Raw genomic sequence first — 19271 nt, 5'->3', positions numbered from 1 at the left:
TTGACTACCAGTACATAGTAACGCTGAGTACCTCGGAAACAAGCGCCTTCGATCAAAAAAACGAACAGGACTGGCCTCTGGCTCAGCCGCTCCGGTACCGCTCCACGGCGACCCGCAATTCGCCGGGCGGCAGACCCAGTGTCCACTCAGCGACTTCCGTGACGAAAGATGTCAGCATTTCGCTTTCCGCGGCGCCAACATAGTTGATGTAGGTGCCGGCGCCGTCAATGGCAACCAGGATCCGCGTTCCAGCAGCGCCAGGCTCGCCCGCTTTGAAGGCACCCCGGGCAGTGCCCTCCTCAATCAGCGAGGTAAGCCGGAGGTGGCCCAACTGTTCCTGGTGCCGCAGAGCCTCCCGCAGGGCCGGGCTGAAGCGGCAGAGATGCCGGGCGTTGAGCCACAGCTGCGTCAGTTCAGGTGCCCCCTCTATCCGCGAGATCAAGCAGGCCATTCGCTCGATGGGATCCTCCAGATCCGGAAAAAGATCCTCCCGTTCATCCGAAACGGCACGAACGAAAGCCGCAGCCACCAGGTCCTCCGCAGCTGGAAAGTAGTGGCTGATGAGCCCGGGGCGGACCCCCAGAGCGTCGGCAACGGCGCGCAGCGTGACCCGCTCCAGCCCTTCGGCGAGCGCTATGGAAGCCGCCTCGGAAACGATTTCAGCCCGGCGTTCTTCCGGATGTTTCCGGACCCGCGGGGCAGGGCTTGACATCATGCCCCGCAGTCTATTGGATTAGTGACCAATATCACTGTTGGTCGCTCGACCAACAGACAACCGGGTTCGTCTCCCAGCGTTTGTGCCGAACCGTCCCGAGAGGAACAGCGTTGCCCGAGCCCCGTGTCACTGACACCGTCAGCATCCCTGAAACACTGACCCAGCCCGAAAAGCGCGGCATCGAACTGGTCGAGGACTCCGAACGGCACGGACGTGCCCGCGACCTCTTCTCGGTCTGGGCGGCACCGAGCGTCAGCGTCCTGAGCTTTACCATCGGGGCCTCCCTGATCCTGCTCGGACTGGAGCTGTGGCAGGTGTTCGCTGTGATCATCGCGGCCAACCTGCTCTGGATCCTGACCGGCCTCGTGGCCATCAGCGGCCCGGCAGCCGGAACCTCCGGGTCTGTGATTACCCGGGCCATCTATGGAATACGCGGCAACAAGGTCATTGTCGCCTTCTACGGCTGGTTCATCTCCGCCGTCTTCCTGGCACTCAACTGGCTCGCGGCGTCGTTCATGGGCGCCGAGCTGCTGGCCGGAACCGGTTTCACCGATCCCGTGCTCGGCCCGGTACTCATCACGGTCGTCGTTGCGGCAATCACCGTCCTGGTGGCCGTCTACGGCCACGGCCTGATTCTGCGCATCTACCCCGTCGTGGCCTCGGTGCTGCTGGTGATCTTCCTGCTGGTTACGGCGTTCATCCTGCCCCACGTGAACTGGAACTATGCGCCGGCGGAGTCCCTGCAGGGTCTGCCGCTGTGGTCCGCGGTAACCATCGGATTTGCCATTCTGGCGTCAGGCCCCCTTTCCTTCTCCAACAGCCCGGACATGGCACGGTACCTGCCGCGGTCCACCAAACCCTCACACATCATCGCGGCCACGGCTCTCGGCGGTGCACTGCCCGGCATCTTCTTCACCGCTGTAGGTGCCCTGCTCGCCACCGGAATCGGCGCAGCGGCCATGGAACTCGGCATCGAAGCAGCGCTCTTGGCACTCCTCCCCGCATGGCTCGGGCCGATCTTCGTGGCCGGCGTCATCATTAATACGATCTCGCTCAACGGAATGACCACCTACACCGCCAGCATGGCATTCCAATCCATCGGTATCCCGATCCGGCGCATCCCCTCAGCGGTGGTGGTGGGCGTGATCGGTGCCGCGCTGACCGTCTACCTGGTGACGTCGACCAGCCTCCTTGAGGCGGTCAACCTGCTGCTGCAGCTGCTGATCCTCATCTCCGCACCCACCATGGCAATCTTCGCCACGGATGTGATCCTCCGCCGCAACCGCTACAACGGCGCGGACCTCTTCCAAGAACGTCCGGGCGGGGCCTTCTGGTACACCGGCGGCTGGAACATTCCCGGGCTCCTGGCTGCGGTACTCGGCGCCGGCGCAGCTTCCCTGTTCCTCAACACCAGCCTCTATGTTGGCCCTCTCTCCGCGGCCATGGGCAACATCGACCTGTCGGTTCCGGTCGCCCTCGCCGTCACCTCGGGCGTGTACGTCCTCTGGTCGCGTCTGGCCCCGGCCCCGCTGAGCCCGCCGGTCCGCACCGCCGAAGACGTCCCGGCCTAACCACCCCTGCCTGTTCCAAACCAAAGGAAGTTACCGCGTGACTACGCAGCTCTACACCAACGCCCGCATCTTCACCGCCGATACCCGGCGGTGGGCCGAGGCCCTGGTGGTCCAGGACGAACGGATCCTCTACGTCGGCGACACCGTCACGGCGGAACGGCTGGCCCCGGCAGCCGAAACGATTGATCTCCAGGGCAGGCTGCTGCTTCCCGGCTTCGTTGACGGCCATGCCCACGTGGTCGGCACCGGCGAAGCCCTGGGCCAGGTCAGCCTCTGGGGCGCGGGATCCGTGGAGGAAATCCAGCAGCGCATCAAGGCCTGGGACGCCGAACGCCCCGGTTCCGCCCGGGTGCTGGCCACCGGCTGGCTGCACGGCGCGATTCCCGGCGGCGTGCCGGACGCCGGGATGATCGACGCCGCCCTCCCCGGCGTACCGGTGTACGCCATCGCCTACGACTTTCACTCGGTGTGGGTGAACTCCGCAGCACTGGCGGAACTGGGGATCACCGATGAGACGGAGAACCCGCTGGGAGGCACCATCCGACGCGGTGCCGACGGGCACGCCACCGGCTACCTCGACGAGAACGCGTTCTACAACATCGTGCTTCCGTTCCTCGATGCCCAGGTCAGCGAGAACGAACACGCCGCGAGCATCGCAGCTGTCCAGCAGGCCTACCGGGAGTCGGGAGTGACCACCGCCTGCGATATGGGGTTCAACGAGACTGACCTGCAGGCCTTCACACGGGCGGCGGAGGACGGAACGCTGACCAGCAGGCTCATTGCCTACTGGCGGCTGAACAACACCGGATCCCTCGAACAGAACCTGGCGCAGGTCGAACGGGCGGCCGCCCTGGCCGCCGAACACCAGTCACCGTTCCTGCGGGTGGTTGGCGTCAAGGTCATCATCGACGGCACCATTGACGGCTGCACGGCTGTGCTCGGCACCCCCTACGCCGACGGATCGAATGCAGAGCCCATCTGGAGCCTGGCAGAGCTCGCGCCGGTGGTCGCGGCCGCAGATGCCGCCGGACTGAAGGTGGCGATGCATGCCATCGGGGATGAGTCCGTACGGATTGCGATCGCCGCGGTTGAGCAGGCGGTGGCGCAGAACGGTCCCCGCAGCCGGCGGCACCGGATCGAGCACCTGGAGCTCGTGGACCGGGCCGACGTCGACCGCCTCGCCGCACTGGGCATCACTGCCAGCATGCAGCCGGTGCACGCCGATCCCGCGATTGGCAGCAACTGGCGCGCCAAGCTCGACGACGAGCGCGTGGACCGCGGGTTCCCGTGGCCCTGGATCACGGATGCCGGGGGCTGCCTCGCGTTCGGCACCGATTCCCCAACCTCGCCGCACACCCCGCTGCCGAACATGTACGTCGCTGCAACCCGCGCCTCAGCGCTGGACGCATCAGCTGGCACCAACGTTCCGGAATTCGCGCTGCCACTGGCCGAGTCGATCGAGCATGCCACCCGCGATTCCGCCTGGACGGCCGGCGCCGAGCAGGAAATCGGCCGGCTCGCCGCCGGCCTCTACGCAGACTTCATCGTTCTGGATACCGACGTCCTCGCGGCAGATGACCCGGCTGCGCTCCTGGACGCCCGGATCGTGCGCACCGTCGTCGGCGGACGCTGCGTGTACGAAGCCGGCGAGTAGCCTCCACGCAGGCGGCCGGCTGTGACAGCGGGCCGGCCGCCCAGCCGGGCCGGCCCTGCGCTTGGCAGCCGTGCCGGGCAGTCTAATGACCGGTGCGGCCATTGGAGCCATCGGCGGGCTGCTGGCTCTGGCCGTCACCGCGCTGCGCGGGGACAATGGCGGGCATGACAGATGACGCGCCGGAGACCATCCCCGACAAAGAACCGGATAAGACAGCACCGGCCGTGCCGGAGCCAGGAGTCCAGGTGATCGTGCAGGAATGGATCTCGCTCGATGGGTTTGCGGCCGGGCCCCGCGGCGAATCCGACCTCTTCGCCGCCGTGGCTCCGGAAACCAGCGCAGCCGGCCAGGACTGGAACATGCGGCTCCTGCCGCACGTCGATGAAATCCTGATGGGCCGGACTACCTATGAGCTTTTTGCCGCCTACTGGCCCACGGCGGACGAGCCGATTGCCGGCGCGCTGAATACGGCCCGGAAAACAGTTGCTTCCCGGTCCCTCTCCTCAGCCCCGTGGGGCGCCTACCCGGAGGCCGCCGTGGTTCCGGATGCCGTCAGCTACGTCCGGGAACGCCGCAGCCAGGGTGGAAAGTTCCTCATCTGGGGTTCGGTGAGCGTTGTCCACGCCCTGCTGGAAGCCGGGGAAGTCGACGAGCTGGACCTCTTCATCGCTCCGATCATGCTCGGAGAGGGCCTGCGTGCCTTTCCGGAACGGTCCCTCCTGCTGCAGCTGCACAACGTCCGGCACTGGCGCGGCACCCTGCACGCGCGCTACCGGCCTTCTGCTCCGCGGGAGCCAGGTGCCGCCGCCCGCGACCTGGTCTTCTAGCCCTCGACGCCGGTGCCCGGGGCCAAGGGGGCCGTACCCACCGGTTTAGGCACCAGCGGGACCCTCCAGATCCGTTGCGCGGCCCTTCGCCAGGGGAATCCGCCAGCCGTAGCGCAGCGACAGCATCCGCAGCGAGAAAACCAGAAGCATCACCCCCAGCCCGATGAATGGGTTGTAGATGTCCGCGACGGAAAGCAGGGATACCAGGCCGGCACCGAACATGGCCGGAACCGCGTATACGCCGCGGGGATTGAACAGCTGCGGGATTTCGTTTGCGACGACGTCGCGCAGCAGGCCGCCGCCCACGGCAGTCATGGCGCCGAGTACGGCAGAAGTCGCCGGGTGCATCCCGGAATCCAGGGCGGTGATCGTACCCGAGACGCAGAACAGGGCCAGCCCGGCTGCGTCAAAGGTCAGGAGCGTCCTGCGGAAACGCAGCACGCCCAGCGGATGAACATAGACCAGCAGGACTGCCAGTACCGGGGGCAGCAGATACACCGGATCGGCAAATGCCTGCGGAACACCCCTGCCGATAATCACGTCCCGCAGCACACCGCCGCCCAGCCCGGCCAGGGATCCCAGCAGCAGCGACCCCACGACGTCGAAATTCCGCCGGGCGGCCAGCAGCGACCCGGAAACGGCAAAAAAGAACGTGCCTGCCAGATCGACGATCAACTGTGCCATGATGCCCCTCCCGCGCCCCTGCTGGGACTGTGCCCCCTCAGGGCGTGCCCCAATTTAGCCCATGAATGGTCAGCACCGTGGGTCCAGGCGTACCGGGACAAGCGGAAGGGCACCGTATTTCTGCCGGATTCCCTCCCAAGCTGCCGGGAGCGGCAGCCCGGACAGCGGCTCTCCCGGCAGGACTGTCCCGATCCGCCCCTAGGATGGGCTACATGACATCCGCGAGCGCAGAAACCCCGCAGGACACAGCAGATGAATTCCTCTGGCTGGAGGACATCTACGGCGACAGGCAGCTGGACTGGGTACGGGAGCAGAATTCCAAGACGGAGGCGCTGCTCTCCGCCACGGACTTTGAACGCACCGAGGAACGGCTGCTGGAAGTCCTGGACTCCACCGACCGGATTCCCATGGTGGTCAAGCGCGGCGACTGGTACTACAACTTCTGGCGGGACGCCGAGCATCCGAAAGGCCTGTGGCGCCGCTCCACCTGGGACAGCTACGCCGCCGCGGAGACGCAGTGGGAAACCCTGCTGGACCTGGATGCCCTGAGCGCTGCGGAAGACACCGAATGGGTCTGGGGCGGAGCCCGGTTCCTGCGGCCGGAGGACGGAGTGTCCTACCGCCGCGCGCTGGTGATCCTCTCCCCCGACGGCGGTGACGCCGCCCGCTATCGCGAGTACGACGTCGTCGACCGCGCCTTCGTCCCGGGTGGTTTCGACCTGCCCGTGGCCAAAACGCAGGTGTCCTGGGCAGCTCCGGATGCCCTGTACGTGGCCACCGATTTTGGGCCCGGCAGCATGACCGCCTCCTCCTATCCCCGGATGGTGCGGACCGTGCACCGCGGCCAGGACCCCGCCGACGCCGAACTGTACTTCGACGTTCCGCAGGACCACATGATGGGCTACGTCCACCATGACCAGACGCCCGGGTTTGAACGGGACGTGGCGCTGGACATCATCGACTTCTACGACAGCATCACCTACCTGCGCCGCGATGATGCTTGGCAGCGCGTCGAGGTGCCGCTGGACGTCACTGTTGACCTGCACCGCCAGTGGCTGCTGATGCGCCCGCGCACCGACTGGCTGGTCGGCGAAACGCTGCACAAGGCAGGATCGCTGCTGGCAGCGGACCTGGAGGAATTTCTCGCCGGGGAACGCAGCCTTCACACCCTCTTCACTCCGGAACCCACCGTCTCCCTGCAGTCCTGGAGCTGGACGCGGGACTATCTGCTGCTGAACCTGCTGCGGGACGTCTCCTCCGAAATCCAGGTTTTGGAGCCCGCCGCGGGCTGGCAGGCCACCGCACTGGATGCCTGCCCGCCGCTGCACACAGTGGATGCGTACGCGGTCGACGACGAGGACGAGACCGCAGGCAACGACTACTGGCTGATCAGCACCGGTTTCACCACACCGTCCACGCTCTCCCGCGGCACGCTTGGCGCCGCCCCGGGAACGGACGAGGGGACCGCCGCGGCGGTGAAGTCCTCGCCGTCGTTCTTTGATTCCTCCGACTGCACGGTGGAGCAGCACTTCGCCGTCTCCGCCGACGGCACCCGGGTCCCGTACTTCCAGGTGGCGCACCAGGGAATGGCGCTCGACGGCGGCAACCCCACTGTGCTGTCCGGTTACGGCGGGTTCGAACAGGCCCTCACCCCCGCCTACAGCGGCGTGGTCGGGCGCGGCTGGCTGGAGCGCAGCTACACCGACGACGGCGGGACGCTCCGGCGCGGCGTCTACGTCCTGGCGAACATCCGCGGCGGCGGAGAATACGGCCCCGACTGGCACCGCGCCGCCCTGCAGCAGAACCGGCACCGGGCCTACGAGGATTTTGCCGCCGTCGCCCGGGACCTCACTGCCCGCGGAGTAACTTCCCGCGACCATCTGGGCTGCACCGGCCGCAGCAACGGCGGCCTGCTGGTGGGCAACATGCTTACCCTCTACCCGGAGCTTTTCGGAGCGGTGTCCTGCGGAGTACCGCTGCTGGACATGCGCCGCTACACCAAGCTCTCCGCCGGCCATTCCTGGATTGCCGAATACGGCGACCCGGACGATCCGGAGCAATGGGAGTTCATCAAGACGTTTTCCCCGTACCACCTGCTGCGCGAGGACGTTCAGTACCCGCCGTCACTGATTTGGACGGCTACCAGCGATGACCGGGTTGGCCCTGTCCAGGCCCGGAAGATGGCGGCCCGGATGCAGGCACTCGGGGTGGACCGGGTCTGGTTCCACGAGGCGCTGGAAGGCGGGCATGCAGGGGCTGCGGACAACCGGCAGTCCGCGCGGATGCACGCCATGTCCTATGAGTTCCTCTGGGAAGCGCTCACCGGCCGGTTGTCCTGAACCTGTTTTGCCGAAAGCCCCCCGTTGTGGGTAGTCTTGACAGGCTGGCAGAGTGAAATCGCCAGGGTAACTGGAGACGTGCCAGAGCGGCCGAATGGGCTTCACTGCTAATGAAGTGTGGGCCTAAAGCCCACCGGGGGTTCAAATCCCCCCGTCTCCGCCAACGGAAACACCCCGGCCTTTGGACCGGGGTGTTTCCATATCCGATCATTCCTCGAAAGTCTGGAGGTGAACCGCACGCATGGACGACGGACATAGTCGATCTACCGCACCGCGCGGGCCTCGCCTTCGCCCCGGGGAAGCCGTTCCACACACCATCCAGGTGTCTGACGATTCCTGCCGTTAGCGGCAGCTTCCGAGCCGGTTCCGCCCTTTCCAGCCGAACCCCTCGATTCCCCTTCCCGGCCTGAGCCTGCGCGGCTGCGGTACTGCACCCCGGCACGCCTCACCCATTTTTTGCACATACCGCGGTCCTGCCGCGGCTCTTTATGTGCGCCCCACCGTAGGGAAGCGGATCATGATCAAATCACCCACTCTTTCATTCGATGCCAGCGCCGAACTGCTGGCCGATGCCCTCAGCAACAACAGCCTGCCCCAGGTGGCCCGTGCCCTGCAGCCGCTGGACGTGGCGGAAACGCTGGAACAGCTCGAACGGCTGAACACCATCGACCGGGCCCTGGCTTACCGCACGCTCCCAAAGGGCCGGGCGCTGGAGGTCTTCGAGCGGCTCGACGCACGGCTGCAGGCGGATCTCGTGTCCGGGCTGCAGGATGCACAGGTGGCCGAGGTTTTTGCCGCACTGAGCCCGGATGACCGGGTGGCACTGCTGGATGAGCTGCCGGCGTCGGTCGCCAACCGCCTGATCCTGGGGCTCAGCGAGAAGGACCGCGCGCTCACCACCATGGTGCTCGGCTACCCGCAGGGCGCCGTGGGACGTTACATGAGCCCGCAGTTCGTCACCACGCACCCCGGGACGACGGCGGGCCAGGCGCTGGCCCGGGTGCGGGCACAGCTTGACGACGCCGAGAGCATCTACACGATCCCGGTCACCGATGACAGCCGCCACCTGGTCGGCGTGGTGTCACTGCGGGACGTACTGCGCGCCGAGGAAACAGACCTGGTCTCGGAACTGATGAAGGACCCGATTTCCGCTCCGGCCACCCTGGACGCCGAGGAAGCGGCACGCTACTGCGCTGACGCGAAGGTTCTGGTCCTGCCGATCGTTGATGCGGAGAACCGGCTGGTGGGAATCCTGACCGTGGACGATGCGCTCCGGATCCTCGAGGACGCGGAAAGCGAGGACGCAGCCCGGGCCGGAGGCTCCGAGCCCCTGCGCCGCCCGTACCTGGCGACTCCGGTGCGCAGCATTGTCCGGGCCCGCGTTGTCTGGCTGCTGGTCCTGGCGCTGGGCGCAACCCTGACGGTGCAGGTGATGGACACGTTTGAAGCCACCCTGGCCGAGCAGGTGGTGCTCTCCCTCTTTATCCCGCTGCTCATCGGCACCGGGGGGAACACCGGGAACCAGGCCGCCACCACCATCACCCGCGCCCTGGCGCTGGGAGATGTGCGGCCCAGGGACGTCCTCAAGGTCGTTGCCCGGGAGGTCCGGGTCGGCGCCTGGCTGGGCTTGTTGCTCGGCGGGCTGGGCTTTGCCGTGGCGGCGGTCATTTTCACCGTGCCCCTCGGCCTGGTGATCGGCCTGACCCTGCTGGGGGTCTGCACCATGGCCGCCACCGTCGGCGGGTTGATGCCGCTGCTGGGGAAGGCCCTCAAAGTGGATCCTGCGGTGTTTTCCAATCCCTTTATCTCCACCTTCGTGGACGCCACGGGGTTGATCATCTACTTCCTGATCGCGTCGGCCGTCCTGGGTCTTTAGCTGCCCTCTACACTCTCTTCAGGACCAGGTGAAGGGCACGGGAGTGAGTGAACATGGTGAATGACCACCGCATTGCCGTCATCGGCGGGGGGATCGTGGGCATCGCCGTGGCCCGCGCCCTCATGCTCAGGGGCTTGGGCGAGGTGACGGTCTTTGAAAAGGAGGCCCGCCTTGCCGCGCATCAGACCGGGCACAACTCCGGGGTGGTTCATGCCGGCCTGTACTACCAACCTGGCTCCCTGAAGGCAAAGCTGTGCGCCGCCGGGCGGATTGCCCTCCAGGAGTACTGCCAGGAGAAATCCCTTCCCTACCGTGAGGCAGGCAAACTGGTGGTCGCCGTCGACGAGAATGACCTGCCGGCCCTGGCGGACATCGAGCGGCGCTCCCTTGCCGGCGGTGTCCCGGATCTGGCGCGGATTGACGATCCGGCAAAGCTGCGCGAAATCGAACCGCACGTGGCAGGCATCGCCGCCGTGCATTCCCCGCGCACCGCCGTCGTCGACTACGCCGCTGTCACCGAAGCCATGGCCCAGGAGGTGCGGCAGGCCGGGGGAACCATTCTGCTGGGACAGGAAGTGAACGCCCTGACGGTTGAGGGTCCGAAGGTCCGTGTCCGCACCCCTGTGTCCGAGCAGGTCTTCGACCGGGTTGTGGCCTGCCCGGGCCTGCAGTCGGACATTGTGGCCCGGCTGGCCGGGGCCGATCCTTCGCCCAGGATCCTGCCATTCCGGGGCGAATACTGGGCGCTGGACCCCGAACGCAGCCACCTGGTGAAGGGCATGATCTATCCGGTCCCGGACCCGGCCTTCCCGTTCCTGGGCGTGCACTTCACCCGCGGGGTCTACAACGACGTCCATGTGGGCCCGAACGCGGTTCCCGCCCTGGCCCGCGAGGGCTACAGCTGGTCCCGGATATCAGCGCGGGACACCTTCGAGTCGCTGCGCTGGCCGGGCGCCCTGCCACTGGCCCGGCGGTATTGGAAGATGGGAATCGACACGGTCGGTGAGTCTCTGATTAAACCTGTGTACTTCAGCCGGGCCAGGCGCTTCATCCCCGAGCTGCGGATGGCCGACCTCACTGCCAAGACGGCCGCCGGCGTGCGCGCCCAGGCCTGGGGCCGCGACGGATCCCTGGTGGACGACTTCGCGGTGGACCAGGCGGGACCGGTGACCCTGCTGCGCAATGCGCCCTCGCCAGCGGCGACGTCCTCCATGGCCATCGCCGACTTCCTGCTGGAGAAATACCTGCAGGCCTAGCCGCCGTCCGGCCCGCTCCCGCTCTCCTCCCGGCGGCCCCTGTTCCGGCCCGGGACACGGGCATAGGGTGGAGCGGAGCACAGGTACCGGCTGGGAGGGAACTCATGGAAATGCGTCTGCTGGGCAACAGCGGAGCCGTTGTCAGCAAATACGCCCTTGGCACGATGACGTTCGGCAACGAAACGGATGAGCGGACCTCGCACCGCATCCTGGAGGACTATCTGGACTCCGGCGGCAACTTCATTGACACGGCGGATATCTACAATTCCGGCGCATCCGAGGAAATTGTGGGTAAATGGCTGCACTCCAACCAGGCCGCCCGGGACTCGGTGGTCCTGGCCACCAAAGGCCGGTTTGCCACCGGGGACGGTCCGAACGACCTCGGCAACTCCCGCCGCCACCTGCGCCGCGCCCTCGAAGGCTCGCTCCGGCGGCTGGGCGTGGAGCACCTCGACCTGTATCAGCTGCATTCCTGGGACCCCCTGACACCGCTGGAAGAGACCCTGGGCTTCCTGAATGACGCCGTGTCCTCCGGCCTGATCAGCTACTACGGGTTTTCCAACTTCACCGGCTGGCAGCTCACCAAAGCCGCCTGGCTGGCCCGGCTGCACAACTGGCAGCCGCCGGTGACGCTGCAGCCGCAGTACAACCTGCTGGAACGGGAAATCGAATCGGAAATCGTGCCGGCAGCGCTCGACGCCGGCCTGGGCCTGCTTCCCTGGTCGCCGCTGGCGGGCGGCTGGCTGACGGGTAAATACCACCGGGAAACCGTCCCGGCCGGCAATACCAGGGTGGGTGAAAATCCGGCCCGCCAGTTCCAGGGCTGGGACCTGCGCAGCAGCAACCCGCAGACCTGGCACGTCCTCGATGCCCTGCACCGGATCGCCTCCGCACACGGCGCAGCTCCGGCGCAGGTCGCACTGGCGTGGCTCGCCGGACGCCCGGGGGTTACCTCGGTCATTCTGGGCGCCCGGACCCCGGAACAGCTCGAAGGAAACCTGCAGGCGGCGGATCTGGAGCTGACGGCGGCGGAACGGCAGGAACTGGACGAGGTCAGCACCCCAGCAGTGGGGAACTACCCCTATGGCCGGGACGGACTCACCCAGCGCTCACGCCGGCTGGGCTAGAAGTCTTCGGGGCGCAGGTTCTGCGCCCATTTGCTGATCTCCGCCTCGTCGGGAAGTGTCTGGGGATTGTTCCGCTTGCCCGCGTCCTTGGGTGTGCCAGGGGCGGGCGCGTCTGTTCCGGCCTTTTCCGGCGGGGCTGCCGCTGCGGTCCCCGGGTCTTTGCCCGTTTCCCCGGCATCCTTCAACGGCGGTGCAGCCTTGGTGTCTTCAGCGCCGGCGGGCCTCGTGTCTTCAGTGCCGTTGCCCTCCGGCCTGCCGGTTTCACCGGAGGGAGTTTCACCGGAGGGCGTCTCAGCTGCCGGCTTCGGTGCCGGTTTTGTGTACGGGACCGGGTGCGAGGCCAGCGACGCCACGGCGGCACTTGCTGCTCGGAGGCCGCAGCCGGTCAGCTGCGCATAGACCTGGATGGCACGGATGGGCTGCCCTTGGGCGATTGCTGCATAGACCTGCCGATGCCCGGCTTCATCAAGGCGGGAAACTGCTTCGCGGGAGGCTTCCGGCGATGCGCCTGCCGGGGCGCGCCCGGGGGACCTGGTCCCCTGGGCCTGGTTTGGTGCCGCCTTCGGTGCAGCCGGACGTCCCGCCCGGCGGCGCTGGGCGCGGCCCACCAGGAAGTTTACGAGCACGATCGCGGCAACGAACAGGATAATGACCACAAACTCCATACCTTGATCCTAGCTTTTCCAGCGCCGTGGTTCGCCCGGCCGCTGTATATTGACGCCCAAGGTCCAGCCACGCCGGATTTCCCGGCCCGTCAGTGAAGGATGCCATGACACCCGATTCCGCCCTGCGGTCCCTTCATGTCAAGATCAGCGGCCCGGTGGCCGAGGTGCAGCTGCTCGGGCCGTCCAAGGGCAATGCCATGGGGCCGGACTTCTGGGCTGAACTGCCCGGCGTCTTCGCGGAGCTGGGCGCCAACGATGAGGTCCGTGCCATCCTGCTCTACGGGTCCGGTGGTAATTTCAGCTACGGACTGGATCTGCCCGCCATGGAGCCGGTTTTCCGTCCGCTGCTGGAATCCAGTGGCACCGATGCCCGGCTGCGGAACGGATTCCGGCTGAAGATCAAAGATCTGCAGGATGCTGTCAGTTCTGTTGCCCGCTGCGGCAAACCGGTTATCGCCGCAGTGGACGGCTGGTGCATTGGCGGTGGTGTGGACCTGATCGCGGCGGCAGATCTACGGATCGCCTCGCCGGACGCGAAGTTCAGTATCCGGGAGGTTCGGGTTGGAATCGTGGCGGACCTCGGATCATTACAGCGCCTGCCCGGGATTATTGGCTCCGGAGCCACCCGGCATCTGGCCCTGACGGGCGAGGACTTCTCCGCCCCGCGTGCCCTGGAGCTGGGCCTGGTCACCGAACTGGCGGACGACGTCGTCGCTCGGGGCCGCGGGCTGGCCGCCCTAATTGCCGGGAATCCACCGCTGGTGGTCCAGGGAGTGAAGCGGGTCCTGGACCAGGGGGCCGAGGCATCAGTGCAGGCGGGCCTCGATTACGTCCAGGTGTGGAACACGGCTTTCCTGCCCAGCCGTGACTTTGCGGAGGCGGCGCAGGCGTTCGCGGAGCGGCGGCCAGCGTCCTTCACCGGGGACTGACACCGGCTGCGGATTCCCCGGCCATGGCGTTGGGCCTGTGATTCCGTGGATTTGCGGCCTCCACTGGAGGGAACTCAATTCTGGCCACCAGTCCCCCGCCCTTCCTGGCCTCAAGCTCCAACGTACCGCGATGCCGTTCGGTAATGGCGGCCACGATGGACAGGCCCAGCCCGTGGCCCTTCGCAGCCTGTCCGGCCGTTCGTCCGGCACCTTTGCGGAAGGGCTCCGTAAGCTGGGCGAGCGTGGCCCCGTCCAGCTGGGCGCCGCTGTTGGCCACCTCGATGATGGCGGTTCCCCTGGCCGAGGTCCGCGTCGCCACGGAGAGGAATCCGTCGTCGTTGTTATGCCGGATCGCGTTCTGGACGAGGTTGCCCGCCAGCTGTCGGATCAGCACAGGGTCGCCGGCCACTTCTGCCGTGTCGAGGTTCTGCTGGATTATCGTTCCCCGCACTGAAGCTTCCACGCTGAAACTCTGCAGCGCATCCCGGGCCTTCGCGGCCAGGTCGATCACTTCAGGCTGGGTGGTGGATGATTCGATGCTGGCCAGATCCAGCAAGGCCGTGACTGTTTCGATGCTGCGTTCATTCATGATCCGCAGCTTGGCCAGAATTTCCGCGTCGGGCACTTCCTGCCGGGCGATAGCGACGTCGAGCATGGCCCGGGTGGTAGCCAGGGGTGTGCGGAGCTCATGGGAGGCGTTCTGGGCAAAACGGCGTGACGCGGTGAAGGACCGCTCCAATTGGCTGAGCATGTCGTCAAAGCTCATGGCCAGATCGGATATTTCATCGCGCGGACCGACAAGGCCGATCCGATGCCCCAGGTCCCCGGCCGCCGCGCTCCGCACCGCAGTGTTGATGTACTGCAGGGGCTTGAGCATCCGCCCGGCAACGATCCAGCCTGCGGCGACACCCGTCACTGCGAGCAGGAGCAGGACCACGGCTGAGGCAATGAGCAGGACGTTGAGCATCTGTTCGGGCGAGTCGATGTGCAGGGTCGTTGCCGGAGTAGTCACCTGTGCAGGGCTGCTGTCAGCAGCACCCGGTGGAACAGGCATCGCGGGTATGGCTTCGGTGCTTTCCCCGGTCATGGCCGGAGTACTCGCGGACTGCGCGAATTCGTAGGTGGGCACAAAACGCATAAACACGTAGACGAGGGCAAGCATCACGATTCCAGCACCGGTCAGCAGCGCCGAATACGTCAGGGCCAGCCGGGCCCGCACCGTCAGGCGGTACCGGCGCAGAACGGGCTCCGCTGCGGCCGGGTCAGTCTCTGCTGACGGCATAGCCGACTCCCGGAAGGGTGGTGATGATGGCCGGATTGCCGAGCTTGCGGCGGAGGTTGCTGATCGTCACCTTCACGGTATTGGTAAACGGATTGGCGTTCTCGTCCCAGGCCTTCTCCAGGATGGTTTCAGCGCTGACAGGGCCGCCGCCAGCCTTCATGAGCAGTTCCAGGACGGAGAATTCCTTCTTCGTCAGTTGCACGTACCGGCTCTCCAAAGACACTTCGCGTCGAAAAGGATCCAGCCGTAGCGCTCCACATTCAAGCGCAGGCGGGTGGGATGTGAACTTCCGCCGGTTCAGCGCCCGCAGGCGGGCGATCAGCTCGGGGAATTCAAAAGGCTTGGCCAGGTAATCGTCGGCGCCCAGCCCAAGCCCGCCCACTTTGTCGTTGAGGCTGCCCGAGGCGGTGAGCATCAAGATGGCCGGACTGGCCGGGTCTTCGGACAACTGGCGGCAGACGTCGTCGCCGTGGACACCGGGGATGTCCCGGTCCAGCAGGACGACGTCGTAATCATTGTCTTCAACAGCCAGCAGCGCGTTGGTGCCGTCCCCGGCGATGTCCGCTGCGATGGCGTCCATTTCCAGCCGGGATCGGATGGCTTCGGCCAGGAACTCCTCGTCCTCGACAATCAGTACCCTCATGTGCCCCTCTCCTTGCGCATACCCGTTCGGCCCTACCTTAAGTCAATCAGATGGAGGGTTACGGAAAGGTAAGGCCAGCGCTTTACCTTCCCGTAACCCCTGCGCTGGTGAAGTGGTAGTTGCCCGGACAACCGCCCGGGGAACCCCGAAAAAGGACTGTAGATTGCAAGCCAACGCCACCTTCAGGAAAGCCAACCTTAGCCTCCGGAAATCAGCAGCCTTGATAGCGGCCTCCGCTTTGCTCCTCACTGTTTCTGCCTGTTCCCCCGCCCAGCCCGAAGACGGGCAGCTAAAGACCGATTCCTATGAGATGTCCATGGCGGATTGGCGGCAGGACATGGACGACTGCTTCCTGGACGCCGGTTTTGACATCAGTGGCGGCGAGGGCGGCCCGGAGGGTGGAAGCGGAAGCGTCGACACGACCCAGTTCGACATGGAGGCCTTCGACCGGGTGGCACAGGCATGCAGCAAGGAGGTCGGGGAACCTCCAGTGGATGAAAGCCAGCCCACAGATGATGAGATCTTTGAATCCCAGCTCATTTTCGCTAAGTGCATGCGTGATGCCGGCTTCGACTTCCCCGACCCGGTCAAGGGCGGAATGACCTCGGCTCTCGGGCCCGAAACCGACCCCGACGTTGTGGACAAGTGCTCAGAGCAGTCCATGGAGCAGGTCAACTAGCGATGGCGAATGAGGACCAGCTCCACACCGATGTCCGCAGCGCAAAGCGGACCACGCGCCGCCCGTCCCGCCGCGCACTGGTCGTGTCGGCTGTGGGCATCGCCGCCGTGGCCGCCGTCGTGACAGCGGTAGCCATCCTGCCCACATCCCCCAGCAACGCCGACAATGACGCCGCCGGAGAAAACCATCTCAACCTCGAAACCCAGACCGTTGCCCGGGGGGATCTCACGGAACAGCTGAGGCTCCAGGGCACCCTGGGCTACTCCAAGCCACGCGCCGTGGGGACCGTTCTGGAAGGCACGCTCACCGAGTTGCCCGACGCCGGCACCGTGGTCACGGCCGGTGAGGAACTCTTCCGCGTCAATGAGAGTCCAGTGATCCTGATGTCGGGCGAAATTCCGGCGTGGCGGGGCTTTGAGCAGGGCATGGTTCCAGGCGGCGACGTGCTCCAGCTTGAAGAAAACCTTTCCGCCCTGGGGTTCTTCGGGTTTGCGCCGGATGAGAACTTTGATGCAAATACCGGATATGCCATTCGATACTGGCAGAAAACCGCAGGCCTGGAAGTAACGGGCAAGGTCGAGCTGGGCAGGATCTTCTTCTCTCCCACAGACCTGCGGGTCCAGGACCACAAGGCACAGGTTGGGGATGCGGCCGGCACGGAGATCGTCTCCGTCACCGACACCAACAAGGTTGTGCAGGTCAACGTTGAAACTTCCCAGCAGTCCCTGGCCGCACCGGGCACGAAAGTGACCGTCGTGCTCCCGGGCGGCTCGGAAACCGCCGGAACGGTCACCCGGCTTGATGCTCCCACGGAGGTGGAGGGAGCCACGGGTACCAGTCTCAAGGTTCCTGTGGTCCTGTCCTTGGATGACCCCGCCGCCGGCGAAAACCTGGACAATGTTGCAGTGACTACGGTGTTCAGCCGGGTCCTGGGCACAGACTCGCTGCTGGTTCCAGTTGTGGCCTTGCTGGCACAGCCCGGGGGCGGCTTCGCCGTCGAACGCCTCAGCGGTTCGACGACGGAACGTGTGGAGGTGGAACTCGGAACCTTCGCCGATGGCCAGGTCATAGTCACGGGCGGCGGGCTGGCTGAGGGCGACAAAGTGGTGGTTGCCAAATGAACTCCGCGATTGTTGAGCTCAGCGGAGTGAGGCGGGAGTACGGGTCCCCGCCAACGGTCGCACTGGACGGAGTGGACCTGCGCATCGTCGAAGGCGAGATGCTGGCCATCGTCGGCCCCAGCGGCTCGGGCAAGTCAACCATGCTGAATATTATTGGCTCCCTTGACCGCGCTTCGGCGGGTAGTACCCGGATCGCCGGCAATGACATTGCGCAGCTCAGCGATACCGAGCTGTCCGCGCTGCGTGCCTACACCATTGGCTTTATTTTCCAGCAGTTCCACCTCTCGGACGGTGTGGCAACCATCGATAACGTAGCCGCAGGCCTGTTGTATACCGGCGTTCCCGCCCGGGAACGCCGGCGCCGGGCCGTCATTGCCCTGGAGAAGGTCGGCCTGGGCCACAGGCTCAGGCACCATCCCCGCCAGCTCTCCGGCGGTGAGCGTCAACGGGTCGCCATAGCGCGCGCGGTGGTGGGTGAACCGGCGCTGCTCCTCGCCGATGAGCCCACCGGCAGCCTCGACACCAAGTCCGGCCAGGGAGTTATGGAGATTCTGCAGGAGCTGAACGCCGGCGGCACAACCGTTGTGGTCATTACCCACGATCAGGAACTCGCAGACGGCCTGCCGCGTCAGGTGCGCCTTCGTGACGGGCAGATCATCTCAGATACGGCAAAGGTTTTTTCATGAGTTCCATCAAGCGTTCCCGGCTGCGCCCCGGCGATCTCCTGGCCCTGGGGTTTCACGGATCCCGTGCCCGGCCGGGTCGTGCCATCCTGTCCGCCCTTGGCATTGCCATCGGCATTGCCGCAATGATCTCGGTTATTGGAATCTCCACTTCCAGCCAGGCGCTGGTGAAGGAGAAGCTCTCCGAGCTGGGCACCAACCTGCTCACCGTCACCGCCGGGGACGACTTGTTCGGGAAGGAAGCCCAGCTCCCTCCGGAGTCTGTGGCCCAAGTGCGCCGTATCCCCGGGGTGCTGCACGCGAGCTCCACCAGTGTGCTTGAAAACGTCCACATTTACCGAAACTCAGAAATCTCTCCCTCCCGCACCGGCGGCCTCAGCGTGGCTGCCACCGATCTGGATCTCCTGGCGGCCACGGGGGCTGAGCTCCTGCACGGAAACTGGCTCAACGAAGCCACCGCCCAGTACCCCGTAGTCGTACTCGGCCGCGGCACGGCTGAACGCCTGGGCATTCAAAGCCCGGGTTCCAGCGTCTGGCTCGGCAACCAGCACTTCACTGTGGCCGGCATCCTCGACAGCTCCCCGCTGGCCCCGGAACTGGACGCGTCGGCGCTGATCGGTGAGCCCATCGCAGCACAGCTGTTCGGCCATGGCGGCAACCCCACCACCCTCTACGAACGCTCAGAAGAGGCCCTGGTCGCGGATGTGCGCAGCATGCTGCCGCCAACCATCAACCCTGAGTCGCCTAGCGAGGTGAAAGTCAGCCGACCATCTGATGCTCTCGCCGCGAAGAACACTGTGGACCAGGCGTTCACCGGACTGCTGGTCGGGGTGGGCTCCATCGCTCTTCTGGTCGGAGGAATCGGAGTGGCCAACACTATGGTCATTTCGGTGCTGGAGCGGCAGCGTGAAATAGGGCTTCGGCGTTCCCTGGGCGCCACGCGCCGGCACATCCGTCTGCAATTCCTCTTCGAGGCCATGCTGCTGTCCGTCTATGGCGGACTCGCCGGCACCTTCCTGGGGTGGGTGATCACCGCCATCGCCGCGTACAGCAATGGCTGGGCCATGGCTATCCCGCCCGAAGTGCTTGCCGCCGGCGTTGTGGTCACAGTGGCCGTGGGCGCGGTTGCCGGCGTGCTGCCTGCCATGCGGGCGGCGCGCACCTCGCCCACCGCCGCGCTCAGCAGCTAGGCAACGCCCGCGAAACATCCGACCATTAGG

The 19271-nt window shown here is 65.9% G+C and carries 17 protein-coding genes and 1 tRNA gene; 13 read left to right on the top strand and 5 right to left on the bottom strand.

Annotation, left to right across the window (positions count from 1 at the left end):
* Positions 1–82 precede the first annotated feature (82 nt).
* A complete protein-coding gene (locus tag AL3_RS09750; protein ID WP_066299977.1) occupies positions 83–715 on the bottom strand; it encodes a TetR/AcrR family transcriptional regulator in 633 nt (210 codons plus the stop codon).
* A gap of 110 nt (positions 716–825) precedes the next feature.
* On the opposite strand from AL3_RS09750, the gene AL3_RS09745 reads away from it, so the two are divergent.
* The 3 genes from AL3_RS09745 to AL3_RS09735 all read left to right on the top strand — a co-directional run bounded on the left by AL3_RS09745 (position 826) and on the right by AL3_RS09735 (position 4767).
* Positions 826–2286: a purine-cytosine permease family protein gene (locus tag AL3_RS09745; protein WP_066299974.1), complete on the top strand. Its 1461-nt coding sequence runs from the start codon at positions 826–828 to the stop codon at positions 2284–2286.
* 37 nt (positions 2287–2323) lie between these two features.
* The gene (locus AL3_RS09740; RefSeq protein WP_066299971.1) at positions 2324–3940 is read left to right on the top strand and encodes an amidohydrolase; all 1617 of its coding nucleotides are present in this window, start codon (positions 2324–2326) and stop codon (positions 3938–3940) included.
* A 164-nt stretch (positions 3941–4104) separates the two neighbouring features.
* Positions 4105–4767 (top strand): dihydrofolate reductase family protein, encoded by a 663-nt coding sequence (locus tag AL3_RS09735; protein ID WP_161599352.1) that lies wholly within the window; start codon positions 4105–4107, stop codon positions 4765–4767.
* Between the two features lie 45 nt (positions 4768–4812).
* Here AL3_RS09735 and AL3_RS09730 read toward each other — a convergent pair whose 3' ends face one another.
* Complete coding sequence (locus AL3_RS09730) at positions 4813–5451, bottom strand: trimeric intracellular cation channel family protein (RefSeq protein ID WP_066299967.1); 639 nt, start codon at positions 5449–5451, stop codon at positions 4813–4815.
* Between the two features lie 212 nt (positions 5452–5663).
* Here AL3_RS09730 and AL3_RS09725 point away from each other — a divergent pair, with 212 nt between their 5' ends.
* The 5 genes from AL3_RS09725 (at position 5664) to AL3_RS09705 (ending at position 12049) form a co-directional block, all read left to right on the top strand.
* The gene (locus tag AL3_RS09725) at positions 5664–7790 is read left to right on the top strand and encodes a prolyl oligopeptidase family serine peptidase (protein WP_066299964.1); all 2127 of its coding nucleotides are present in this window, start codon (positions 5664–5666) and stop codon (positions 7788–7790) included.
* A 72-nt stretch (positions 7791–7862) separates the two neighbouring features.
* Positions 7863–7953, top strand: a tRNA-Ser gene (locus AL3_RS09720).
* 354 nt (positions 7954–8307) lie between these two features.
* Positions 8308–9666, top strand: a complete 1359-nt coding sequence (gene mgtE, locus AL3_RS09715; RefSeq protein WP_066299961.1) for a magnesium transporter — start codon at positions 8308–8310, stop codon at positions 9664–9666.
* Between the two features lie 53 nt (positions 9667–9719).
* On the top strand, positions 9720–10922 hold the full coding sequence (lhgD, locus tag AL3_RS09710; RefSeq protein WP_066300239.1) for an L-2-hydroxyglutarate dehydrogenase: 1203 nt from the start codon (positions 9720–9722) through the stop codon (positions 10920–10922).
* Positions 10923–11026: 104 nt separating this feature from the next.
* On the top strand, positions 11027–12049 hold the full coding sequence (locus AL3_RS09705) for an aldo/keto reductase (protein WP_066299958.1): 1023 nt from the start codon (positions 11027–11029) through the stop codon (positions 12047–12049).
* Here the strand turns inward: AL3_RS09705 and AL3_RS09700 are convergent.
* The gene (locus tag AL3_RS09700) at positions 12046–12714 is read right to left on the bottom strand and encodes a hypothetical protein (RefSeq protein ID WP_066299956.1); all 669 of its coding nucleotides are present in this window, start codon (positions 12712–12714) and stop codon (positions 12046–12048) included. The two genes, AL3_RS09705 and AL3_RS09700, sit on opposite strands and share 4 nt — an antisense overlap.
* Positions 12715–12818: 104 nt before the next feature.
* Between AL3_RS09700 and AL3_RS09695 the strand changes: the two genes are divergently transcribed.
* The gene (locus AL3_RS09695) at positions 12819–13643 is read left to right on the top strand and encodes a crotonase/enoyl-CoA hydratase family protein (protein ID WP_066299954.1); all 825 of its coding nucleotides are present in this window, start codon (positions 12819–12821) and stop codon (positions 13641–13643) included.
* Here the strand turns inward: AL3_RS09695 and AL3_RS09690 are convergent.
* Both AL3_RS09690 and AL3_RS09685 read right to left on the bottom strand, forming a co-directional pair.
* Entirely contained in the window at positions 13630–14925 is a 1296-nt protein-coding gene (locus AL3_RS09690) for a sensor histidine kinase (RefSeq protein ID WP_066299951.1), read from the bottom strand. The genes AL3_RS09695 and AL3_RS09690 overlap by 14 nt on opposite strands.
* Positions 14906–15568 carry a response regulator transcription factor gene (locus AL3_RS09685; protein ID WP_066299948.1) on the bottom strand — a complete coding sequence of 221 codons (663 nt, stop codon included), beginning with the start codon at positions 15566–15568 and terminating at the stop codon, positions 14906–14908. Before AL3_RS09685 ends, AL3_RS09690 begins: the two co-directional genes overlap by 20 nt.
* Positions 15569–15731: 163 nt before the next feature.
* Between AL3_RS09685 and AL3_RS09680 the strand changes: the two genes are divergently transcribed.
* From AL3_RS09680 to AL3_RS09665, 4 genes are read left to right on the top strand one after another with little or no spacing between them, the layout of a single operon-like run.
* A complete protein-coding gene (locus tag AL3_RS09680; protein ID WP_151724006.1) occupies positions 15732–16247 on the top strand; it encodes a hypothetical protein in 516 nt (171 codons plus the stop codon).
* 2 nt (positions 16248–16249) lie between these two features.
* Positions 16250–17368, top strand: a complete 1119-nt coding sequence (locus AL3_RS09675) for an efflux RND transporter periplasmic adaptor subunit (protein WP_066299941.1) — start codon at positions 16250–16252, stop codon at positions 17366–17368.
* Complete coding sequence (locus AL3_RS09670; protein WP_066299939.1) at positions 17365–18054, top strand: ABC transporter ATP-binding protein; 690 nt, start codon at positions 17365–17367, stop codon at positions 18052–18054. The genes AL3_RS09675 and AL3_RS09670 overlap by 4 nt, the downstream gene beginning before the upstream one ends.
* Positions 18051–19241, top strand: coding sequence for an ABC transporter permease (locus tag AL3_RS09665; RefSeq protein ID WP_066299937.1), 1191 nt, complete (start codon positions 18051–18053; stop codon positions 19239–19241). Before AL3_RS09670 ends, AL3_RS09665 begins: the two co-directional genes overlap by 4 nt.
* Positions 19242–19271: the final 30 nt, after the last annotated feature.

The organism is Arthrobacter luteolus NBRC 107841 (assembly GCF_001552075.1).
Classification (GTDB): domain Bacteria; phylum Actinomycetota; class Actinomycetes; order Actinomycetales; family Micrococcaceae; genus Arthrobacter_B; species Arthrobacter_B luteolus.
The sequence above is the reverse complement of the archived record's forward strand: the minus strand, read 5'-3'. Positions and strand labels throughout refer to the sequence as shown.